Source organism: Streptomyces sp. CBMA291 (assembly GCF_014596525.1).
GTDB lineage: Bacteria > Actinomycetota > Actinomycetes > Streptomycetales > Streptomycetaceae > Streptomyces.
Genome location: NZ_MSJP01000003.1, coordinates 1 through 21,838 on the forward strand (window position 1 = coordinate 1; position 21,838 = coordinate 21,838).

Here is a 21,838-nt window from a genome sequence, read left to right on the forward strand (position 1 = left end):
CCGGAGCCGGGTCCGTCGCCGGGGCGTCGGCGAGGTCGCCGCCGCGGGTGCGACGGCGCTGACGCGGGGTCCGGGTCCGCTCGGGGCGCTCCTCGGTCCGCTCGGGCTTCGGGCCGCGGCCACGGCGTCCGCCGGGCTCGCCCAGGTCCTCCAGCTCCTCCGCGCCCAGACCCGCGCGGGTCCGCTCGGCGCGGGGCAGGATGCCCTTGGTGCCCGCCGGGATGTCCAGCTCCTCGTAGAGGTGCGGGGACGAGGAGTACGTCTCGACCGGCTCGTGGAAGTCCAGCTCCAGCGCCTTGTTGATGAGCTGCCAGCGCGGGATGTCGTCCCAGTCGACCAGCGTCACGGCGGTGCCCTTGGCGCCCGCGCGGCCGGTGCGGCCCACCCGGTGGAGGAAGGTCTTCTCGTCCTCGGGGGACTGGTAGTTGATGACGTGGGTGACGCCCTCGACGTCGATGCCGCGCGCGGCGACGTCGGTGCAGACGAGGACGTCGACCTTGCCGTTGCGGAAGGCGCGCAGCGCCTGCTCGCGGGCGCCCTGGCCGAGGTCGCCGTGGACCGCGCCGGAGGCGAAGCCGCGCCGCTCCAGCTGCTCGGCGATGTCGGCGGCGGTGCGCTTGGTGCGGCAGAAGATCATCGCGAGCCCGCGGCCGTTGGCCTGGAGGATGCGGGAGACCATCTCCGGCTTGTCCATGTTGTGGGCGCGGTAGACGTGCTGCTTGATGTTGGCGACGGTCGCGCCCTCGCCGTCGGGCGAGGTGGCGCGGATGTGCGTCGGCTGCGACATGTAGCGGCGGGCCAGACCGATGACCGCGCCCGGCATGGTGGCCGAGAACAGCATGGTCTGGCGCTTCGGCGGAAGCATGTTGATGATCTTCTCGACGTCGGGCAGGAAGCCCAGGTCGAGCATCTCGTCGGCCTCGTCGAGGACGAGGACCTTCACCTTGGACAGGTCGAGCTTGCGCTGGCCCGCCAGGTCGAGCAGGCGGCCGGGGGTGCCGACGATCACGTCGACGCCCTTCTGGAGCGCCTCGACCTGGGGCTCGTAGGCCCGGCCGCCGTAGATGGCGAGGACGCGTACGTTCCGCACCTTGCCTGCGGTCAGGAGGTCGTTGGTGACCTGCTGGCACAGCTCGCGGGTGGGGACGACGACGAGCGCCTGCGGGGCGTCGGTGAGCTGCTCGGGCTTGGCCCGGCCGGCCTCGACGTCCATGGGGACGGTGACGCGCTCCAGGATGGGGAGGCCGAAACCGAGGGTCTTGCCCGTGCCGGTCTTGGCCTGGCCGATGACGTCGGTGCCGGTGAGGGCGACCGGGAGGGTCATCTCCTGGATGGGGAAGGGGGTGACGATGCCGACGGCCTCCAGGGCCTCGGCCGTCTCGGGAAGGATTCCGAGTTCTCGGAAAGTCGTAATCAGGGTGCTGCCTCTTCTGTGAGACGCGGCGCGAGGCGAACGATGGGGGTCGTACCGTGCCGGGAACCGCCGGCGCGATCCGGTGGGATCGCTGCCGGGTGGCACGGGACCACTGCCGTCGCTCGAGCGTCGTACCGCTGAGGGTGACCCTTCCGCGGGTCCGCTGGAAGGGCTGTCGGGCCGGAGCCGATCGGGCCACCGACCGGGCATCCTCATTCATGCGTCGGCCTACTGGATACGTCCGAACGTGCGAAAGCATGTCCGCATACTCAGCAGGCGCCTTACCACTGTACCCCGGAATCGCGCATGTGTGTTGGGCGAAATGGGGATGAGGGCACCGTCACACTGTCCGGTGAGCGCCTTACCACGGAGCGCGAGCGGGCTATTGTGCGCTCCATGGAGACGCCTGACAACGCCACACCCACCGGGATCGCCGCCGAGGACTGGGAGGCGGCTTCCGGGGAGCCGCAGTACCGTGCCGCCGTGATCGACCTCCTCGGCGCCCTCGCCTACGGAGAGCTCGCGGCCTTCGAGCGGCTCGCGGAGGACGCCAAGCTGGCGCCGACCCTCGCGGACAAGGCGGAGCTGGCGAAGATGGCGTCGGCCGAGTTCCAGCACTTCGAGCGGCTGCGCGACCGGCTCGCCGCCGTGGGCGTCGAGCCGACCGGGGCCATGGAGCCCTTCGCCAAGGCGCTCGACGACTTCCACCGGCTGACCGCTCCGTCGGACTGGCTGGAGGGCCTGGTCAAGGCCTATGTGGGCGACTCGATCGCCAGTGACTTCTACCGGGAGGTCGCGGTCCGTCTCGACTCCGACACCCGTGATCTCGTCCTCGCGGTGCTCGACGACACCGGCCACGGCAACTTCGCCGTGGAGAAGGTCCGCGCCGCGATCGAGGCCGACCCGCGCGTCGGCGGCCGGCTCGCGCTCTGGGCCCGGCGGCTGATGGGCGAGGCGCTCTCGCAGGCCCAGCGGGTGGTGGCCGAGCGGGACGCGCTCTCGACGATGCTGGTCGGCGGGGTGGCCGACGGCTTCGACCTGGCGGAGGTGGGCCGGATGTTCTCCCGGATCACCGAGGCGCACACCAAGCGCATGGCCGCGCTCGGCCTGGCGGCCTGAGGGCCCGGGGCCCCGGACGGGGGAAGCGGAGGGTCGGCGGTGGCGTCACGCCGCCGCTGATCGCCGCAGTCTGCTTGACGCCGGCCGGATGAGCAGCGAGATCAGCACCGCCGCGACGGCCACCGCGCCGACGAGGGTGGCGAGGAAGTGCCCGGGGCCGAGGGCCCCGTGGGTGACGAGCGCGCCGAAGACGCCGCCGACGGTGCCGGTGAGCAGGACGGTCACCCGGACGGGGAGGCGGTCGGCGAGCCGGTGCGCCGCGGCCCAGGCCAAGGCGAAACCGAGCAGGGCCGAGCCGAGGGCTTCCAGGAACACGGCGGATCACCTCGCGGGGGCTGCGGGGCGGGTGGTGCGGTCGAGAGCCTCCTACCCGTGGCACCGGGAAAACAATCCTTCCGTACGCCCCGACGTGGACGTACGAGCCTATGAAATGCCCAGCGGGCGGCCCTGGCCCCGAGCCAACCGAAACCCACCCGCCGGGGAGCCCGGAGCGCTACGGAATACGGGCGCGGCGGGGAAGGGCGGGGCGCCCGGAAAACCGCCCGCCACGAAGCCCGGAGCGGTACGGGAAACCGGCCGAGGGGAAGACCGGAGCCACGGAAATCCTCTCCCCGTGAAGCCTTGAGGGCGCAGGAAATCCACTCCCGAGGGAATTCCGGGCGCCGAAAATCCCTGGGGCGGGAGCTTGCCGGGGGCGCCGGGGGGCGAGGCGCGGAAGCCTCCGGCGGGCCTGAGGGGCTGAGGCGCGGAAGCCCCTGGCGGGCCCGAGGCGCGGAGGCCCCCGGCGGGCCCGAGGGGCTGGGGCGCGGAAGCCCCCCACGCCCCGGAGTCCCGCCCCTCCGTGAGGAAGGCCCCCGGGCCAGGACCCGCGTGTGCGAAAGGCCCGGCGGAACCGTCGGGTTCCGTCGGGCCTTCCGTAGAGCCTGGGCTCAGAGCGTGCCGAAGCCCACGCGGCGTACCGTCGGCTCGCCCAGCTCCACGTACGCGATCTTCTCGGCCGGGACCAGGACCTTGCGGCCCTTCTCGTCCGAGAGGCTGAGCAGCTGCGCCTTGCCGGCCAGCGCGTCGGCGATGGCGCGCTCCACCTCCTCGGCGGACTGCCCGCTCTCCAGAACGATCTCCCGGGGTGCGTGCTGCACGCCGATCTTGACCTCCACGGCTATGTCCCTCCGAACGGTCAGCCTTGCGCGATGACACGCGCCGTACGCTGCACACATTAGCCCGGTGAGGGGACGCGTACGGTGCCATCGCCGCACGCCAGGAGCGAACAGGCGGCGGGAATGCTCAGTGACCCTCGGCGCTCAGCTGTCCGTCCACCGCGTGCAGCGGGAACCCGGCGATGCCGCGCCAGGCCAGCGAGGTCAGCAGGCCGACGGCCTTCTCGCGCGGGATGGAGGACTCGCTCGACAGCCAGTAGCGGGCCACCACCTGGGAGACTCCGCCGAGCCCCACGGCGAGCAGCATCGACTCGTCCTTGGCGAGACCGGTGTCCTCGGCGATGACCTCGGAGATCGCCTCGGCGCACTGGAGGCTCACCCGGTCCACGCGCTCGCGCACGGCCGGCTCGTTCGTCAGGTCCGATTCGAAGACCAGCCGGAAGGCGCCGCCCTCGTCCTCGACGTACGCGAAGTAGGCGTCCATCGTGGCGGCGACGCGCAGCTTGTTGTCGGTGGTGGAGGCCAGCGCCGTGCGCACGGCGAGGAGGAGCGCCTCGCAGTGCTGGTCGAGCAGGGCGAGGTACAGCTCCAGCTTCCCGGGGAAGTGCTGGTAGAGCACCGGCTTGCTGACGCCCGCGCGCTCGGCGATGTCGTCCATGGCGGCCGAGTGGTAGCCCTGGGCGACGAAGACCTCTTGAGCCGCGCCGAGGAGCTGGTTCCGTCGGGCACGTCGCGGCAGGCGCGTGCCCCGAGGGCGTGCTGCCTCTGTCTGCTCGATGGCGCTCACGCGGCCTCCCAAAAATCGATCCATGCGCGCTGTCGCACGCGCCGCCATCGTACTTTTGGGTAACCCGGCTGTGCGCGGTGCGAACGCAGAATTTCACGGACCGGACGCCCAGGTCGACAGTCGATTCAACATTAAACCGAACAAATCAGCGATAGTCGTCCTCGTCCAGGGCGACAACACGGGCCTGTTCGGAGGAATCGGCCTCGTTCGCCGAATCACGTTCGACGTGGGTGACCGGTTCGTCCTCGCGCGGCCGCAGTTCCGTCTGCTGTTCGGCCGCGTCCGCCTCCGGGATCTCCGCGTCCAGCGACCCGTCCTTCTCCACGGCGAAAGTGTCCGGCTCGGTCGGATCGACAGTCATGCGGCTCCTTCCGGCGTACGGTCGCGGTCCTCTCCGAAGGGCCTCACTCCGAGCCTAGGAGCTGCCGCGCCCGGCCGCACACGGACGGGTGACCGCACCCACTCACGCCCTCGCGTGATCGTCTCGTAATATTGCGCCATGTCGTCGACCGAGCTGCCGGAAACCCGGACCGCCGCCGCGCCTTCCGCCTCGCGCGCCCCCCGCGCCGTGCGGGCCGCCGACGGCGAGGAACTGCGCTCCGTGTCGCTGCCCGGCCTCACCCTCACGGTGCGCGCCCGGCCCGGCGCCCGGCCGGGGCTGCCGCCCGCGCTGTTCGTGCACGGACTCGGCGGGTCCTCGCAGAACTGGTCCGCCCTGATGCCGCTGCTCGCGGACGTCGTCGACGCCGAGGCCGTCGACCTGCCCGGCTTCGGCGACTCCCCGCCGCCGGACGACGGCAACTACACGATCACCGGACACGCCCGCGCCGTCATCCGGTTCCTCGACTCGGCGGGCCGGGGCCCGGTCCACCTCGTCGGCAACTCGCTGGGCGGCGCCGTCGCCACCCGGGTCGCCGCCGCCCGCCCCGACCTGGTCCGCACCCTCTCCCTGGTCTCCCCGGCCCTCCCCGAGCTGCGCGCCCAGCGCGGCGCCTGGCCCACGGCCCTGCTCGCGGTGCCCGGCGTCGCCGGACTCTTCGGCAGGCTCAGCCGGGACTGGACGGCCGAGCAGCGCGTCCGGGGCGTCCTCTCGCTCTGTTACGGGGACCCCGGCCGGGTCACCGAGGAGGGCCTGCGGGAGGCCGTCGAGGAGATGGAGCGCAGGCTCGAACTGCCCTACTTCTGGGACGCGATGGTCCGCTCCTCGCGCGGCATCGTCGACGCGTACACGCTCGGCGGGCAGCACGGACTGTGGAGGCAGGCCGAACGCGTCCTCGCCCCGACGCTGCTCGTCTACGGTGGACGCGACCAGCTCGTCTCGTACCGGATGGCCCGCAAGGCGGCCGCCGCCTTCCGCGGCTCGCGCCTGCTGACCCTCCCCGAGGCGGGGCACGTGGCGATGATGGAGTACCCGGAGACGGTCGCCCAGGCCGTACGGGACCTGATCGCCGACAACGGCGGGAGCTGAGCCGGGGCGTGGGACGACACAGCCGCAGGAGCGCCACGCCGCCGCCGTCCGCCCCCGAGCGGCAGCCCGCGCCCCAGCCACCGGGCCCCGGCCCCGTCCCCCCCGGCGGCACCGTGCCCTCCGGCGCCCCCGCACCCCCCGTCGGCGCCCCGGGCACCGGCCGCCGCCGCAGGCAGCCGGGCGACCCCGGCACCCCGGCACACGGGACCCCGGCACTCGGCACCCCGGCACAGGGAAATCCGCTACAGGGGAATCCGGGGTACGGCACTCCGGCGCACGGCACCCCCGCACAGGGGACTCCGCCTTACGGCACTTCCGGGCACGGCACTCCGGCACACGGGACCCCGTCTTACGGCACTCCCGCGCACGGCACTCCCGCCCCCGGCACCCCCTCCCGCCGCCTCCCCGGTCAGGGCGTTCCGGGCCGCCCGGACCCCGGTCCGGACGTTCCCGGCCGGCAGGCCCCCCGCGCCCCCACCCGCCAGGCTTTCGGCCTGGGCATGCCCGGCGTCCAGACCCCCGCCAAGGGCGCCCCCGTCCGCGACACCCCAGCGCACGGCACCCCCGCCCACGGCACCCCCGCCCCCCGGCCCTCCGCCCCCGCTCCTCAAGCCCAGGTCTCTTCGGGCCGGGCCGTTCCGGCGCGCGTCGGGAGCGGCCGTACGGGTGGCGGCGTGTCCGTGGAGGAGGGGGACGAGACGGCCGCGCGGGGGGTTCCCGGCAGCGGGGCCGGGGTGCGCGGCGGGCATCCGCAGCAGGACGAGGGGGGCGCGCCCCGGCCCGGACGGTACGGGCCGCCCGGCCCCCGGGGGCCCCGTAAGGAACGGGGCGACGACCGGGTGCCGTTCGTCCCCGGGCCCCGGCGGGAGAGCGGGGCCGAGCCCCCGGCCGAGCCCCCGGCGGGACGCGGCGGCATCGGCCGTACGCTCACCGGCGTGGCCGCGGCGGCCGTCGCCACCGTCCTCGCCGTCGTCGTGGCCGGTCAGGTCACCGACCGGGAGACGACGGCCGCGCCCCGCGCCACCGAGCGGCAGGACGACGACTCGGCCTCCCGCTCCGGCACCCGGGCCGCCCCGGCGACCCCACCGGTACCGACGGCCACCACCGCCGCGCCGCCCACGTACGAACAGCTGATGGCCCGGCAGTACCCGATCGATCCCAAGCTGAAGGGTTCCGGCTCCTTCGAGACCGTGCCCGGTTTCCAGAAGGCGCCCGGTCCCGGGCGTCTCGTCCGCTACCGGATCGACGTGGAGGGAGGGCTCGGGCTCGACCCGGAGCTGTTCGCGGCGGCCGTGCACAAGACCCTCAACGACCCGCGCAGTTGGGCGGGCCGGGGCGTCGCCTCCTTCGAGCGGATCTCCAGCGGCGACCCCGCGTTCGTCATCACGCTCGCCAGCCCCGGCACCACCGGAGCCTGGTGCGCCAAGTCCGGGCTCGACACCACGGTCGACAACGTGTCCTGCGACTCCGCCTCCACCGAACGCGTGATGATCAACGCCTTCCGCTGGGCCCAGGGCTCGCCGACCTTCGGTCCGCGGGCGATGCACGCCTACCGGCAGATGCTCATCAACCACGAGGTCGGGCACCGGCTCGGGCACGGCCATGTGAGCTGCCGCACGCCCGGCGCCCTCGCCCCCGTGATGCAGCAGCAGACGAAGTCCCTGGACATCGACGGAATCAAGTGCCGTCCCAACCCCTGGGTCCACCCGGCCAGTTGATATTTCGGCCAGGTGGATTCCAGACCGCACCCGGGGAGGGAAGCCGGGGAAATCCGGATACCGCGTTGACATCGCTCGCGTGTTCGTCCATATTTCTCGGCATGTCGCACCGTCACGTCGTCTCCGAGCGCGCCGCCATCGAGCTGGCGCTCATCGGCGTGACCGGGCACTCCGTCGCCGACATCCTCTGTAGCTGACGCCCGCCCGAGCGCTCGTCGGCCTTTTCCTTCCGTATTTTCGTACGTGAATGTGCCGCGCCCGGGTCCTTCTCCCCGCAGGCGCGGCTTTCTCCGTTTCCCGGAAGAATCCTCGGAACGGTTCCGGGAGTGACTTCCGGAAGACTCACCGGATTGATTCCCGGGACTGATTCCCGGGACTGATTCCCGGGACGCCGCCGATCGCCGCCGAACGCGGGGAATTCCCTTTCCCACACCCGCAGTTCCCCGAGAGGTCTTCTCCGATGCGTCGATCGTCCGTCATCTCACGCCGCGTGGCAGCGGCCGCCGTCAGTCTCGTCCTGGCCTCGGGCGCCGCCGCCTGCGCGGGACCCGAGGACACCGGCGCCAAGGACCCCGCCCCCGGCAAGGACTCCGGCGCCCCGCGCGAGGGCGGCACGCTCACCGTCCTCAACAGTGAGCCGCAGTCCGACTTCGACCCCGCCCGCCTCTACACCTCCGGCGGCGGCAACGTCCCCTCCCTCGTCTTCCGTACGCTCACCACCCGCAACCGCGAGGCGGGCGCCGCGGGCGCCGAGGTCGTCCCCGACCTCGCCACCGACACCGGGCGCCCCAACAAGGACGCCACCGAGTGGACGTACACCCTGAAGGAGGGCCTGGCGTACGAGGACGGCACGCCCATCACCAGCGCCGACGTCAAGTACGGCGTCGAGCGCTCCTTCGCCGCCGAACTCTCCGGCGGAGCCCCCTATCTGCGGGACTGGCTGGTCGGCGGCGACACCTACCAGGGCCCCTACAAGGACGGCAAGGGCCTCGCGTCCGTCGTCACCCCCGACGCCCGGACCATCGTCTTCAAGCTGCGCAAGCCCGAGGGCGAGTTCCCCTTCGTCGCCACCCAGACCCAGTTCACCCCCGTCCCCAAGGCCAAGGACACCGGCGCCAAGTACGAGGAGCACCCCGTCTCCTCGGGCCCGTACAAGGTCGTGAAGAACGAGAGGGACGGCGAGCGCCTGATCCTGGAGCGCAACCCGCACTGGGACCCGAAGACCGACGAGGAGCGCAAGGCCTACCCCGACCGGATCGACGTCCGCTCCGGGCTCGACGAGGCCGTCATCAACCAGCGCCTCGCCACCTCCACGGGCGCCGACGCGGCCGCCGTCACCACCGACACCAACCTCGGCCCCGCCGAACTCGCCCAGATCGGCTCGGACAAGGCCCTCGCCGCCCGCGTCGGCACCGGCCACTTCGGCTTCGTCAACTACCTCGCCTTCAACCCGAAGGTGAAGCCCTTCGACAACCCCAAGGTGCGCCAGGCCATCGCGTACGCGGTCAACCGCACCAGCGTCGTCAACGCGGCCGGAGGCTCCGCGCTCGCCGAGCCCGCCACCACCTTCCTGCCCGAGCGGGCCGCCTTCGGCCACACGCCGTACGACCACTTCCCCGCCGGGAAGACGGGCGACCCGCAGAAGGCCAAGGAACTGCTCAAGGAGGCCGGTTACCCCGACGGCCTCACCGTCACCCTGCTGCACTCCACCGCCCAGAACCGCGCCACCAGCCCCGAGATCGCCACCGCCGTCCAGGAGGCCCTCGGCAAGGCGGGCATCACCGTCAAGCTCGACGGGCAGGAGCCCAACGCCTTCAACGAGAAGCGCTGGACCGTCAAGGACGCCCCCGGCTTCTTCCTCTCCCGCTGGGGCGCCGACTGGCCCGCCGGAGGCCCCTTCCTCGCGCCGATCTTCGACGGACGCCAGATCGTCACCAACGGCTCCAACTACAACCACGCCCAGCTGAACGACCCGGCGGTCAACCGCGAGATCGACGAGATCAACAAGCTCACCGACCTCAAGGCCGCCGCCCCCCGCTGGGGCGCCCTCGACAAGAAGATCGGCGAGCAGGCCCTCGACGTGCCGCTCTTCCACCCCGTCTACAAGCGGCTCGTCGGCAAGAACGTCAAGAACGTCGTCATCAGCGACTGGACCGGTGTCCTCGACGTCTCCCAGGTCGCCGTCAAGTGACCACCGCGACCCGTACGACGGCGCCCGGGGCGGCACTTCCCGCCACGGGCGCCGCCCGGCAGGTGTGGCGACGTCTCCGCACCCGCCCGGCAGCCCTCGTCTCCGCCGCCGTCCTCCTCCTGCTCGTCCTCCTCGCCGTCGCCGCGCCGCTCCTCGCCGCCCTCGCCGGACAGGACCCGAACACGTACCACGACGACCTCGTCGACTCGGCCCGGGGCGGCGTCCCGTACGGCGCCTTCGGCGGGGCGAGCGCCGAACACTGGCTCGGCGTCGAGCCCGGCACCGGCCGTGACCTGTTCGTCCGGCTCCTCCACGGCGCCCGGATCTCGCTCCTCGTCGCCGTCGGCGCCACCGTCGTCCAGGTCCTCATCGGTGTGCTCGTCGGCCTCGCCGCCGGACTCGGCAACCGCTGGATCGACGGACTCCTCGGCCGGATCACCGACGTCCTCGTCGCCTTCCCGCTCCTCGTCCTCGCCATCGCCCTCACCGCCGTCGTCCCGCACGGCTTCCCCCGGCCCCTGCTCCTCATCCTCGTCATCGGACTCCTCGGCTGGGCCGGGACCTCCCGGATCGTGCGCGCCCAGACCCTCACCCTGCGCGGCCTCGACTTCGTCGCCGCCTCCCGCCTCACCGGCTCCGGACCCTGGCGGACCGCCCGCCGCGAACTCCTGCCCTCGCTCGCCGCCCCCGTCATCACCTACGCGGCGATCCTCGTCCCCACCAACATCGTCGTCGAAGCCTCCCTCTCCTTCCTCGGCGTGGGCGTCACCCCGCCCACCCCGTCCTGGGGACAGATGCTGTCGACCGCCCAGACCTGGTTCCGGGCCGACCCCGCCTACGTCCTGCTCCCCGCCGGACTGCTCTTCGTCACCGTCCTCGCCTTCACCGTCCTCGGCGACGCGGTCCGCACGGCCCTCGACCCGCGCGAGGCCGGCCGACTGCGCGTGGGCACCCGTAAGGAGACCTCCCGATGACCCGCTTCGTCCTCAAGCGGCTCGCGGGTGCCGTCCTCGTCCTGCTCGCGCTCTCCGTCCTCGTCTACGCCCTCTTCTACCTGGCCCCCGGCGACCCCGCCCGACTCGCCTGCGGCGAACGCTGCAACCCCCAGCAGATCGCCCAGGTACGCGAACAACTCGGCCTGAACGAGAGCGTGTTCGGCCAGTACCTGCACTTCCTCCAGGGCGTGTTCACCGGCCGCGACTACTCCACCGGCACCGACCTCGTCCACTGCGACGCCCCCTGCCTCGGCCTCTCCTACCAGAACGACCAGCAGGTCACCGCGCTCCTCCTCGAACGCCTCCCCGCCACCGCCTCCCTCACCCTGGGCGCCATGGTGGTCTGGCTCGTCGTCGGCGTCGGCACCGGACTGCTCTCCGCGCTGCGCAGGGGCGGCCCCACCGAGCGGCTCCTCACCCTGCTCACCCTCGCCGGGACCGGCACCCCCGTCTTCATCCTGGGGCTCCTGCTCCTCATGGTCGTCTGCGCCCACCTCCAGTGGCTGCCCTTCCCCAGCTACGTACCGCTCGGCGAGGACCCCGAGCAGTGGGCCTGGAACATGCTCCTTCCCTGGCTCACCCTCGGCTTCTTCGAATCCGCCAAATACGCGCGCCTCACCCGCAGTTCCACCCTGGAGACGCTCGCCGACGACCACATCCGCACCTTCCGCGCCTACGGCGTCAAGGAGCGGTCCGTCGTCACCCGCCACGCCCTGCGCGGCGCCGTCCCGCCCGTGATCGCGGTCAGCGCCGTCGACCTCGGCTCCATGTTCGGCGGAGCCGTCCTCACCGAATCCCTCTTCGGCATCCCCGGGCTCGGCAAGACCCTCATCGACGGCGTCCGCACCGTCGACCTGCCCGTGGTCGTCGGCGTCGTCCTGCTGACCGGCGTCTTCGTCGTCCTCGCCAACGTCCTCGCCGACCTGCTCTACGCCGCCGCCGACCGAAGGGTCGTCCTCACATGACACCGCTCGTCGAAGTCCACGACCTCACCGTCGAGTTCACCCGCGAGGGCGCACCCGTACGGGCCGTCGACGGACTCTCCTTCACCCTGGAGGAAGGGCGCGCCCTCGCCCTCGTCGGCGAGTCAGGCAGCGGCAAGTCCACCGTCGCCGGAGCCCTCCTCGGCCTCCACCGGGGCACCGGCGCCCGCGTCGGCGGCACCGTACGCGTCGGCGGCACCGACCCGTCCGGCGCCGACCCCGCCGCCCTGCGAAGGCTGCGCGGCGGCACCGCCGCCATGGTCTTCCAGGACCCCCTGTCCGCCCTCGACCCCTACTACGCCGTCGGCGACCAGATCGCCGAGGTGTACCGGGTGCACGCCGGAGGCACCCGGCGCGCCGCCCGCGCCCGCGCCGTCCGGGTCCTCGACCGGGTCGGCATCCCCGACGCCGCCCGCCGCTCCCGCTCCCGCCCGCACGAGTTCAGCGGCGGCATGCGCCAGCGGGCCCTGCTCGCCATGGCCCTCGCCTGCGAACCCCGGCTCCTCGTCGCCGACGAGCCGACCACCGCCCTCGACGTCACCGTCCAGGCCCAGATCCTCGACCTCCTGCACGAACTGCGCCGCGAGACGGGCACCGCCCTGCTCCTGGTCACCCATGACGTCGGCGTCGCCGCCGAGAGCGTCGACGAGGTCCTCGTCATGCGGGACGGCCGCGAGGTCGAACGGGGGCCCGTGGAAGCCGTGCTGGGCGCCCCGGCGGAGCCGTACACCCGACGTCTGCTCGCCGCCGTGCCCCGGCTCGACGGGCCGCTGCGGACCCCGGTCCGCCCGGCGAAGGAAGAGCCGCCGCTCCTCGAAGCGCGCGAACTGCGCAAGGAGTTCGGCCGGGCCGGGCGGAAGATCACCGCCGTCGACGGCGTCTCCCTCGCCGTCCACGCGGGCGAGACCCTCGGCGTCGTGGGGGAGTCCGGCAGCGGCAAGACCACCCTCGGCCGCATGCTGGTCCGGCTCCTCGACCCGACCGGCGGCGAACTCCGTTACCAGGGTACGGAGATCGCCACCCTGACGGACCGCGAGCTGCGCCCCCACCGGCGCGAACTCCAGATGGTCTTCCAGGACCCCGTCGCCTCCCTCAACCCGCGCCGCTCCGTCGGCGAATCGGTCGCCGACCCGCTGCGGGTCGCGGGGGAGCACGACGAGACCCGGATACGGAACCGGGTGCGGGAACTGCTCGACCGGGTCGGCCTCGACCCCGACCGGTACGACGCCTACCCGCACGAGTTCAGCGGCGGCCAGCGCCAGCGCGTCGGCATCGCCCGCGCGCTCGCCGCCGAGCCCCGCCTGATCGTCTGCGACGAACCGGTCTCCGCGCTCGACGTCACCACCCAGGCCCAGGTCACCGCGCTGCTCGCCGAACTCCAGGCTGAACTGGGCCTCGGCCTGGTCTTCATCGCCCACGACCTCGCCGTCGTCCGGCAGGTCAGCGACCGGGTGGCCGTCATGCGCGCGGGCCGGATCGTCGAGCAGGGCACGGTCGCCGAGGTCTACGGGACGCCTCGGGACCCCTACACCCGGCAGCTGCTCGCCGCCGTCCCCGCCCTCGACCCGCACCACGCGGCCGAACGCAGGGAACGCCGCCGGGAGCCCGCCGCCGTCTGACGCCCCGAGGCCTCCTCGAAGCCCTCCCCGGGCACCCTCGTACGCCCTCCCGAGGCACTCCGCGTATCCGATCCGGCATTTAGCGCGGCTAAACGCGGTCCGAGGGTGAAAGTTACGTGCATTCACCCCTTCCGGTGGTGCGACGGACAACCGTCCATCGCGCCACCGGTCTCTCCGCTTACGTTCTTCCCGCTGCGAGTCACCGAACCCACGGTGACCGTCATCGAGGGAGAACGGGGCTGCGCTCATGCGGATCGGACTGCTCACCGAGGGTGGTTACCCGTATGCCACCGGTGAGCCCGGACGCTGGTGCGAACGGCTCGTACGCGGGCTGCGCCAGCACCGCTTCGACCTGTACGCGCCCGACGGACCCGGCGCCCCCCCACCTCTCCCGCCGAACGCCCGGCTCGTCCGCACCACCGACCCCGGCCCGGCCCGGGACACCGGCGGCCTGTTCGCCGGCGCCTTCGGCGACCGCTCCGCCCGCCGCCCCTACGGCCGCCGCGACCGGCACCGCTTCACCGAGGCCTTCCACCTCCTCGCCACCGGCCTCTGCGCCGAAGAGGAGCCCCACCAGAACACCCCCGGGGCCGAACCCGCCTTCGCCGCCGGGCTCTACGGCCTCGCCCACCTCGCCCGCGAGCGCGGCGGACTCCCCGGCGCGCTCCGCTCCGACGACGCCGTCCGCATCCTCGAAACCGTCTGCCGCGCGCCCGGCGCACGCCGGAGCACGGCCGCCGCCGCGCTCCCCGACCACCTCGCCTTCGCCGAGCACCTGGAACAGACCCTGCGCCCCCTCTCCCTCGACTGGTACGACGAGGACACCCTCGGCGCCGCCGACCTCTGCCACGCCGCCGCCGGAGGCACCACCGCCCTCCCCGGACTCCTGGCCAAACGCTTCTTCGGCACCCCGCTCCTCGTCACCGAATACGGCGTACCGCTCCGCGCCCACTACCTCTCCGCCGAGGGCGCCGACCGCTCCGCCCCCCTCCGCGCCCTGCTCGCCGCCCTCCACGGCCGGCTCTCCACCGAGGTCTACCGGCAGGCCGGACTCCTCACCCCCGGCCACTCCCACACCCGCCGCTGGCAGGAGCGGTGCGGCGCCGACCGGGCCCGCATCCGCACCGTCCACCCCGGACTCGTCGCCGACCGCTTCGCCGAGGCCGGCGAGGACGAGACGAGCGGCGACCCCAGGACCCTGCTCTGGGTCGGCCGCGTCGAACCCGCCAAGGACCTCGTCGCCCTGCTGCACGCCTTCGCCGAGATCCGCTTCCGGCAGCCCGGCACCCGGCTGCGGATCGTCGCCGTCCCCGTCCGCGAACCGGGCGCCGCCGCCTACCTCGCCCACTGCGAGGCACTCGCCGCCCGGCTCTTCCCCGAGGAGAGCCACCCGGCGGGCGACCCCCCCGTCGTCTTCGAGGAACTCGGCGGCCCCCGGGCCCCCACCCTGGAAGACACCTACGCCTCCGGCGCCGTCGTCGTCCTGTCCAGCGCCGTCGAAGGCTTCCCCGCCTGCCTCGTCGAAGCCATGTTCTGCGCCCGCGCCACCGTCTCCACCGACGTCGGCGCGGTCGTCGAGATCGTCTGCGGCACCGGCCTCGTCGTCCCCCCGCGCAACCCCCGCGCGCTCGCCGACGCCTGTCTGGCCCTCCTCCACGACCCCGAGCGCCGCCACCGGCTCGGCGCCGCCGCCCGCGCCCGCGCCCTCGAACTCTTCACCGTCGAACAGAACCTCGCCGCGTTCCGAGGCCTCTACCTCGAACTCCTCTCCCGCTCCCCGGCCCGCCACCGCCCCGGCGACGGCCGCCTCTTCGCCCACCCCGCCGAGGCGCACGTGCCGGGCGACTGGACGCACCAGCCCATGACCGCCAGGACAGGAGCCCCCGATGCCTGAAGGAGGCACCCCCATGCGCGGCCCCGCCGCCCGGGACACCCGCCCCGAGGCCCTCCTCGGCGTCCGCGCCCCGGCCCCCCGCACCAGCGGCACCCCGCACGCCCCCGACGACCCCGCGCCCTCCCCGATAGCCCCGCCCACGCGGAAGGCCACCCAGGCACCCCCACCCCCGGCCCCCACCCCCGAGCCCCGTCCGCACCCCCACACCCCCCTGAAGCCCCCCGCCCTTCCCGCAGTCCCCGAACACCCTCACGGCGACACGGATCCGGCGGCCCCGACCGGTCCCGCACGACCCGGGAGCACCACCGCCCCCGCGCCCTTGGCCGCACCGCTGCCCCTGGCCGGTCCCGTGCCCCTGGCCGGGCCGGTGCGCGCCAGGGACGCCGCCGGGTCGGCTTCCGTGGCTCCGTCCGGGTCCGTACGCCTTGAGAGCGCCGCCGAGCCCGCTTCACCGCCCGGCCCCACGGGGCTCCGGGACACCACCGGGCCCGCGCCTGTGCCTCCGGCCGGTTCTGTGCGTCCTCGCGAGGGTGCGGGCCCTGTGGCCCCGGTCGGTCCTGTGGGCTTCCGGGCGGGTGGCGGGCCCGCGCCTGTGTCCCGGGCCGGTTCTGTGCGCCCTCGCGAGGGTGCGGACCCCGTGGCCCCGGTCGGTCCTGTGGGCTCTCGGGCGGGTGGCGGGCCCGCGCCTGTGTCCCGGGCCGGTTCCGTGCGCCCTCGCGGCGGTGCGGACCCCGTGCCCCCGGCCGGTCCCGTAGGCCCCCGGGCGAGCGCCGGGCCCGCGCCCGTATCCCCGGCCGAGCCCACCCCCGTATCCCCAGCCGGGTCCACGGCCGGGTCCACGGCCCCCCGGGGCGCCGCCGAGCACGGGTTCCCGGACGGTCGAGGGTCCGGTCACGTCGCCGACCCCGTCACCGTGCTCACTCGGCTGCACCGGGACCTCTGCGCGCGGGCCGTCGACCCCCTGGAGATCGCCGCCGGGCTTGAGGCGCAAGGGTTCACCGACCGCACCGCCGCGCGCTTCCGGCACCGGGACGTCTTCTCCCTCGCCGAAGAGCTGTACGCCCGCGTACCCCGGCACGACACCCCCGCGCCGCCCCCCGCCCCCCGCGCGCCCCGCACCGACGCCTGGCTCCTCGCCGCCCTCGCCCCCGGCGCCGCCGCCGCGCTCACCCACACCGGACTCGCCCTCGCCCACGGGCCCGCCCGCTCCGCCGTCGGCGCCTCCGGAGCCCTGCTCCTCGCCGGGTCCCTCCTCCTCGCCGCCCGGCGCGGCCCCTTCCGCGCCCCCGGCGGCCACGGCCCGCCCGCCGCCCGTCTCTGGACCCTCTGGCTCCTCGCCTACGCCGCCGCGGGCGACGGCTTCCTCGACCAGATCCTCAGCGGCGGCCCCGACGGACCCTGGGAGCCCACCACCGGCCCCCTTCTCGGCCTCGCCCTCGCCATCGCGCCCGCCGCCTGGTGCGCCCGGCTCTTCGCCGACCGGGCCCGCCACCGGATCGGGGCCAGCCGGGGCCTCGCCGACTTCGCCGCCCGCATCCGCCCGCTGCTCCTCGGCACCGTCACCCTCCAACTCCTCGCCCTCACCGCCCTCCTCGCGCTCACCGGGTTCAGCCCCGGAGCCCTCGCCCTCGGCGCGCTCCTGCTGTTCGCCCGGCTCCTCACCGCGCACGGCCACCCCGAGCCGGCCGCCGCCGTACTCGCCGCCGCCTGCGCCGCCGAGGCCCTCGCCCTCGCGAGCGTCCTCGCCTCCCGCGTCCCCGCCCCGGGCTTCGACGCGCTCGCCGCCCCGGTGCGCGCCGACGGCGGCAGCTGGGGCCCCGGGGCCGTCCCCACCCTCGTCTGCGGCGCCGCCGCGCTCGGCCTGCTGGCCCACGCGACCGGCGCCCTCGTCCGGGCCTCCGCCCACACCACCCCGTGAGGCCCCGCGCCCCCGCGGAGCCGACGCCGCGGGGGCGCCCCGTCACCCCTTCCACCACCCCGCAAGGAGAACGAAGACCATGACCCCCCAAGCCCCAGCACCGGCCGGTCGGCACGAAGGGGCCGCGCGATGAGGGTGCTACTGCTCGGAGCCAACGGCTTCATCGGACGCTTCGTCGCCGACCGCCTGCTCGCCGACCCCGCCGTGCACCTCACCGCACTCGGCCGGGGCGACGACGCCGACGTACGGTTCGACCTCGCCACGGGCAGCCCCGGCGCCCTGACCCGCTTCCTCGACGCCGTCCACCCCGGGGTCGTCGTCAACTGCGCGGGCGCCACCAGGGGCGGCGCCCGCGAACTGACCCGGCACAACACCGTCTCCGTCGCCACCGTCTGCGAGGCCCTGCGGCGCAGCGGCTGCGGCGCCCGGCTCGTCCAGGTCGGCTGCGCCTCGGAGTACGGGCCCAGCCAGCCCGGCTCCTCGACCGCCGAGGACGCCGTACCGCGCCCCGGCGGCCCCTACGGGGTGTCGAAGCTGGCGGCGACCGAACTCGTCCTCGGCTCCGGGCTCGACGCCGTGGTCCTGCGCGTGTTCTCGCCCGTCGGCCCCGGCACCCCCGCCGGTTCGCCGCTCGGCAGGCTCGCCGAGGCGATGCGCCGGGCGATGCAGGCGGGCGACGGCGAACTGAAGCTCAGCGGTCTCGGGATCCAACGGGACTTCGTCGACGTCCGGGACGTGGCACGGGCCGTGCACGCCGCCTCGCTCTCCGCGGCCCAGGGCGTCGTCAACATCGGCACCGGTCGCGCGGTCCGGCTCAGGGACGCCGCCGCCGTCCTCGCCAGGGTCGCGGGCTACGCGGGCAACCTGCACGAGCTGGACGGCCCCCACGGCATCCCGCAGCGCCCGATGATCGGCGCCCCCCGCACCGAGGGGACCATCGCCGAACAGCTGGCCTCCGCGCCCTACCCGTACCCCGACGGCTGCGGCACCTGGCAGCAGGCCGATGTACGGACCGCCCGCGACCGGCTGGGCTGGCGGCCCCGGATCAACCTGGAGGAGTCACTGGCCGACATCTGGATGGAGGCCGCGTGCCGCATCTGACGGCGACCGGAGCCGTCAGGGCGCGGGGGGTGGGCGTGCCCCGTCACGTCCACCCGCTGCCCGCCCCGTCGAGCGGGGCGGGCTGACCCCTCCGGGGACCCCGCCGCACGGGGCGGTGCTCGACACGGCGGACGGGCCGGGCAGCCGCCCCGACCCGCACCGCCCCGCCGCGGCGGCTCCGGGACGGCGGCTCCGGGCCTCGGGAATCCGGGCGCCGGGACAAACCGGCCTATTCCGCGCGCTGCCCGGTTGCTGGGACGGAATTGTCTCGCAGACCGGACCAGGTGTCTCGGAATGAGAGGGGGCGTGGCAGTGTTACGAGGAGAACAACCGTACTGACATACCGACAACCGGAGTCCCCGTGTCGCTGCCACCCCTGGTCGAGCCGGCTGCCGAGCTCACCGTAGACGAGGTCCGCAGGTACTCCCGCCACCTGATCATCCCGGACGTCGGGATGGACGGGCAGAAGCGGCTCAAGAACGCCAAGGTGCTGTGTGTCGGCGCCGGTGGGCTCGGCTCCCCGGCGCTGATGTACATGGCCGCCGCCGGTGTGGGCACCCTGGGCATCGTGGAGTTCGACGAGGTCGACGAGTCGAACCTCCAGCGCCAGATCATCCACAGCCAGTCCGACATCGGCCGCTCCAAGGCCGAGTCGGCGCGCGACAGCGTGCTCGGCATCAACCCGTACGTGAACGTGATCCTTCACGAGGAGCGGCTCGAAGCCGACAACGTGATGGACATCTTCAGCCAGTACGACCTGATCGTCGACGGCACCGACAACTTCGCCACCCGTTACCTGGTGAACGACGCCTGTGTGCTGCTGAACAAGCCGTACGTCTGGGGCTCGATCTACCGCTTCGACGGCCAGGCGTCCGTCTTCTGGTCCGAGCACGGTCCCTGCTACCGCTGCCTCTACCCGGAGCCCCCGCCGCCGGGCATGGTCCCGTCCTGCTCCGAGGGCGGCGTCCTGGGCGTGCTCTGCGCGTCCATCGGCTCCATCCAGGTCAACGAGGCCATCAAGCTCCTCGCGGGCATCGGCGAGCCGCTCGTCGGCCGTCTGATGATCTACGACGCCCTGGAGATGCAGTACCGCCAGGTCAAGGTCCGCAAGGACCCCGACTGCGCGGTCTGCGGCGAGAACCCCACCGTCACCGAACTCATCGACTACGAGGCCTTCTGCGGCGTCGTGTCCGAGGAGGCCCAGGAGGCGGCGCTCGGCTCGACGATCACTCCCAAGCAGCTCAAGCAGTGGATCGACGACGGCGAGAACATCGACATCATCGACGTCCGCGAGCAGAACGAGTACGAGATCGTCTCGATCCCGGGCGCCCGTCTGATCCCGAAGAACGAGTTCCTGATGGGCACCGCCCTCCAGGACCTCCCCCAGGACAAGCGGATCGTCCTGCACTGCAAGACGGGTGTCCGCAGTGCGGAAGTCCTCGCGGTGCTCAAGGCCGCGGGCTTCGCGGACGCCGTGCACGTCGGCGGCGGCGTGATCGGCTGGGTCAACCAGATCGAGCCCGAGAAGCCGGTCTACTAGACCTTCCGGCCCCTCCGCGGGGCCAGGCGAAGGGCCCGGACCCCCCGTGGGTCCGGGCCCTTCCGCATGCCCACGCCCTGGGACCTCCCGGGATCGCGAGACCTCCCGGGGTTACGAGGAGCAGACCGTGCCGGTTTTCGGGACCCGGCCGTCCAGGAGATAGGCGTCCACGGCCTTCTTCACGCACGCGCTGCCACCGTTGTAGGCGCCGTGCCCCTCGCCCTCGTACGTCAGCTCCACGCCCACGCCGGGCCCGAGCGCCTTCACCATCGCGCGGGCCCCCTCGTACGGCGTCGCCGGGTCGCCCGTGTTGCCGACGACCAGGATCGGCGCCGAACCGGGCGCCGACACGTCCGGGTGCTCCCACGTACCGGGCACCGGCCACTGGGAGCAGCTCGACAGGGCCCAGCCCATGAAGTCGCCGAAGACCGGGGAGGTCTCCCGGAACTGCGGCAGCCGCTCCTTGGCCTGGCCCAGGGTGTACCGCTCCTTGTAGTCCACGCAGTTGATGGCGGCGTTCGCGGCCTGGATGTTGCTGTAGGAGCCGTTCTGGCCGCGCCCGTTCATCGCGTCCGAGAGGGTGAGCAGCAGGGCCCCGTTTCCGCCGTCGGCCGCTTCGAGGCCCTGCTCCAGATAGGTCCAGAACTCCTTGGAGTACAGGGCCTGCGCGATGCCGTTGGTGGCCTGGGTCTGGGTGAGTTTCCGGTCGCCGATGCCCGGGACCGGCTTCTTGTCGAGGGAGGCGAGGAGGTCCGTCACGAAGGTCTCGACCTCGGCGACGCTCGTACCGGGCAGGGTGCAGGCGTCGCCCCGGTCAACGCAGTCCCGGGCGAAGTTGTCCAGGGCGAGCTGGAAGCCCCGCGACTGGCCGAGGGCCCCCGCCTCCACGCCCGCGTCGGGGTCGACGACGCCGTCGAAGACGGCCCGGCCGACATGGGACGGGAACAAGTGGGCGTAGACACCGCCGAGTTCCGTGCCGTACGAGATGCCGAAGTAGTGCAGCTTGGAGTCTCCGAGGACCTGGCGCATCAGGTCCATGTCCCGGGCCGCGTTCTCGGTGCCCACGTGGGGGAGGGCCCGTCCCGAGTTCTTCTGGCAGGCGGCCGCGTACTTCTTCTGCGCGTCCGCGAGGGTCCGTTCCTCCGCCTCGTCGTCGGGGGTGAAGTCGAGGGCGTAGTAGGCGTCGAGTTCCTTGTCGTCCAGGCACGCGACGGGGTCGCTGCGGCCGACTCCGCGCGGGTCGAAGGAGACCAGGTCGTAGCGGGACCGCAGGGTCTCGTAGTCGGGGGCGAAGCCGGGCAGACCGGTGATGCCGGAGCCGCCGGGCCCGCCGAAGTTGAACAGCAGCGAGCCGATCCGCCGGTTCTGGTCGCGGGCGCGGACCCGGATGAGGGCCAGTTCGATCGTGTCGCCTTCCGGCACCGACCAGTCGAGTGGTGCCTGGAGGAAGGAGCACTCCCAGGAGGCGCCCTCGGCGGGCGGGGAGGGTGCGGCGCCGCCGCCCTCGTCCGCCGAGGGCGCGGGACAGGGCGCCCAGGACAGCTTCTGCGAGGTCAGCGGGGAGACACCGCCGGTCCCGGTCGGCCTCCCCGTATCCGCCGCCTCGTCCGCCGCGACCGTGCATCCCGCGAGTAGTGCGGCGGTGGCGGCGAGCAGGGCGGCACGGCGGGCGGCGGAGATCGACATAGGCCCATCGTGGGCCGCCGCCCCCGAGCCCGCTCGGGACGGAGGGCCAAGTGGGGGAGGGGCGCGAGCCCAGCAGGGGGGGGCGGGAGCTGCGGTGCCGCGCGCCCCCGATGGGCACGATTGGATACGAAATCCTGGATCCGAAATACGGGATTCTGGATCCGGGATCCGGATCAGGTAGGCGGGGTCCGGGGTGCGGGGCGCCCGGCGGACCGGGGGCCGAGGTGCGGGGCGCCCGGCGGACCGGC

The 21,838-nt window shown here is 73.6% G+C and carries 18 protein-coding genes; 12 read left to right on the plus strand and 6 right to left on the minus strand.

The window, feature by feature from the left end; translation table 11 throughout:
* On the minus strand, nucleotides 1–1,624 hold a 1,624-nt coding region (locus BU197_RS00290), incomplete at its 3' end, for a DEAD/DEAH box helicase (protein WP_411158422.1).
* A 186-nt stretch (nucleotides 1,625–1,810) separates the two neighbouring features.
* Between BU197_RS00290 and BU197_RS00295 the strand changes: the two genes are divergently transcribed.
* Nucleotides 1,811–2,533: a ferritin-like fold-containing protein gene (locus tag BU197_RS00295; RefSeq protein ID WP_188266096.1), complete on the plus strand. Its 723-nt coding sequence runs from the start codon at nucleotides 1,811–1,813 to the stop codon at nucleotides 2,531–2,533.
* A 45-nt stretch (nucleotides 2,534–2,578) separates the two neighbouring features.
* On the opposite strand, the gene BU197_RS00300 is transcribed toward BU197_RS00295, so the two are convergent.
* From BU197_RS00300 to BU197_RS00315, 4 genes are all read right to left on the minus strand, one after another.
* Entirely contained in the window at nucleotides 2,579–2,848 is a 270-nt protein-coding gene (locus tag BU197_RS00300; RefSeq protein WP_188266097.1) for a hypothetical protein, read from the minus strand.
* A 614-nt stretch (nucleotides 2,849–3,462) separates the two neighbouring features.
* Complete coding sequence (locus BU197_RS00305) at nucleotides 3,463–3,690, minus strand: DUF3107 domain-containing protein (protein WP_188266098.1); 228 nt, start codon at nucleotides 3,688–3,690, stop codon at nucleotides 3,463–3,465.
* Between the two features lie 127 nt (nucleotides 3,691–3,817).
* Nucleotides 3,818–4,477, minus strand: coding sequence for a TetR/AcrR family transcriptional regulator (locus BU197_RS00310; RefSeq protein ID WP_188266099.1), 660 nt, complete (start codon nucleotides 4,475–4,477; stop codon nucleotides 3,818–3,820).
* Between the two features lie 145 nt (nucleotides 4,478–4,622).
* Nucleotides 4,623–4,838: a hypothetical protein gene (locus BU197_RS00315; protein ID WP_188266100.1), complete on the minus strand. Its 216-nt coding sequence runs from the start codon at nucleotides 4,836–4,838 to the stop codon at nucleotides 4,623–4,625.
* 138 nt (nucleotides 4,839–4,976) lie between these two features.
* Here BU197_RS00315 and BU197_RS00320 point away from each other — a divergent pair, with 138 nt between their 5' ends.
* The 11 genes from BU197_RS00320 (at nucleotide 4,977) to moeZ (ending at nucleotide 19,904) form a co-directional block, all read left to right on the plus strand.
* A complete protein-coding gene (locus BU197_RS00320; protein WP_188266101.1) occupies nucleotides 4,977–5,945 on the plus strand; it encodes an alpha/beta fold hydrolase in 969 nt (322 codons plus the stop codon).
* 8 nt (nucleotides 5,946–5,953) lie between these two features.
* On the plus strand, nucleotides 5,954–7,663 hold the full coding sequence (locus tag BU197_RS00325) for a DUF3152 domain-containing protein (RefSeq protein WP_411158423.1): 1,710 nt from the start codon (nucleotides 5,954–5,956) through the stop codon (nucleotides 7,661–7,663).
* A 101-nt stretch (nucleotides 7,664–7,764) separates the two neighbouring features.
* Nucleotides 7,765–7,860, plus strand: coding sequence for an Ms4533A family Cys-rich leader peptide (locus BU197_RS31165; RefSeq protein WP_317452262.1), 96 nt, complete (start codon nucleotides 7,765–7,767; stop codon nucleotides 7,858–7,860).
* 263 nt (nucleotides 7,861–8,123) lie between these two features.
* Complete coding sequence (locus tag BU197_RS00330) at nucleotides 8,124–9,854, plus strand: ABC transporter substrate-binding protein (protein ID WP_188266103.1); 1,731 nt, start codon at nucleotides 8,124–8,126, stop codon at nucleotides 9,852–9,854.
* Nucleotides 9,851–10,828 carry an ABC transporter permease gene (locus BU197_RS00335; RefSeq protein WP_188266104.1) on the plus strand — a complete coding sequence of 326 codons (978 nt, stop codon included), beginning with the start codon at nucleotides 9,851–9,853 and terminating at the stop codon, nucleotides 10,826–10,828. The genes BU197_RS00330 and BU197_RS00335 overlap by 4 nt, the downstream gene beginning before the upstream one ends.
* Nucleotides 10,825–11,814 (plus strand): ABC transporter permease, encoded by a 990-nt coding sequence (locus BU197_RS00340; protein ID WP_188266105.1) that lies wholly within the window; start codon nucleotides 10,825–10,827, stop codon nucleotides 11,812–11,814. The genes BU197_RS00335 and BU197_RS00340 overlap by 4 nt, the downstream gene beginning before the upstream one ends.
* The gene (locus tag BU197_RS00345) at nucleotides 11,811–13,451 is read left to right on the plus strand and encodes a dipeptide ABC transporter ATP-binding protein (protein ID WP_188266106.1); all 1,641 of its coding nucleotides are present in this window, start codon (nucleotides 11,811–11,813) and stop codon (nucleotides 13,449–13,451) included. The genes BU197_RS00340 and BU197_RS00345 overlap by 4 nt, the downstream gene beginning before the upstream one ends.
* Nucleotides 13,452–13,698: 247 nt before the next feature.
* The gene (locus BU197_RS00350) at nucleotides 13,699–15,345 is read left to right on the plus strand and encodes a glycosyltransferase (protein WP_188266107.1); all 1,647 of its coding nucleotides are present in this window, start codon (nucleotides 13,699–13,701) and stop codon (nucleotides 15,343–15,345) included.
* A gap of 913 nt (nucleotides 15,346–16,258) precedes the next feature.
* A complete protein-coding gene (locus BU197_RS00355) occupies nucleotides 16,259–17,263 on the plus strand; it encodes a hypothetical protein (RefSeq protein WP_317453372.1) in 1,005 nt (334 codons plus the stop codon).
* A gap of 129 nt (nucleotides 17,264–17,392) precedes the next feature.
* Nucleotides 17,393–18,364: an NAD-dependent epimerase/dehydratase family protein gene (locus tag BU197_RS00360; protein WP_188266108.1), complete on the plus strand. Its 972-nt coding sequence runs from the start codon at nucleotides 17,393–17,395 to the stop codon at nucleotides 18,362–18,364.
* Nucleotides 18,365–18,725: 361 nt separating this feature from the next.
* Nucleotides 18,726–19,904 carry an adenylyltransferase/sulfurtransferase MoeZ gene (gene moeZ, locus BU197_RS00365; protein ID WP_188266109.1) on the plus strand — a complete coding sequence of 393 codons (1,179 nt, stop codon included), beginning with the start codon at nucleotides 18,726–18,728 and terminating at the stop codon, nucleotides 19,902–19,904.
* A 111-nt stretch (nucleotides 19,905–20,015) separates the two neighbouring features.
* On the opposite strand, the gene BU197_RS00370 is transcribed toward moeZ, so the two are convergent.
* Entirely contained in the window at nucleotides 20,016–21,590 is a 1,575-nt protein-coding gene (locus BU197_RS00370; RefSeq protein ID WP_188266110.1) for an alpha/beta hydrolase, read from the minus strand.
* Nucleotides 21,591–21,838 lie beyond the last annotated feature (248 nt).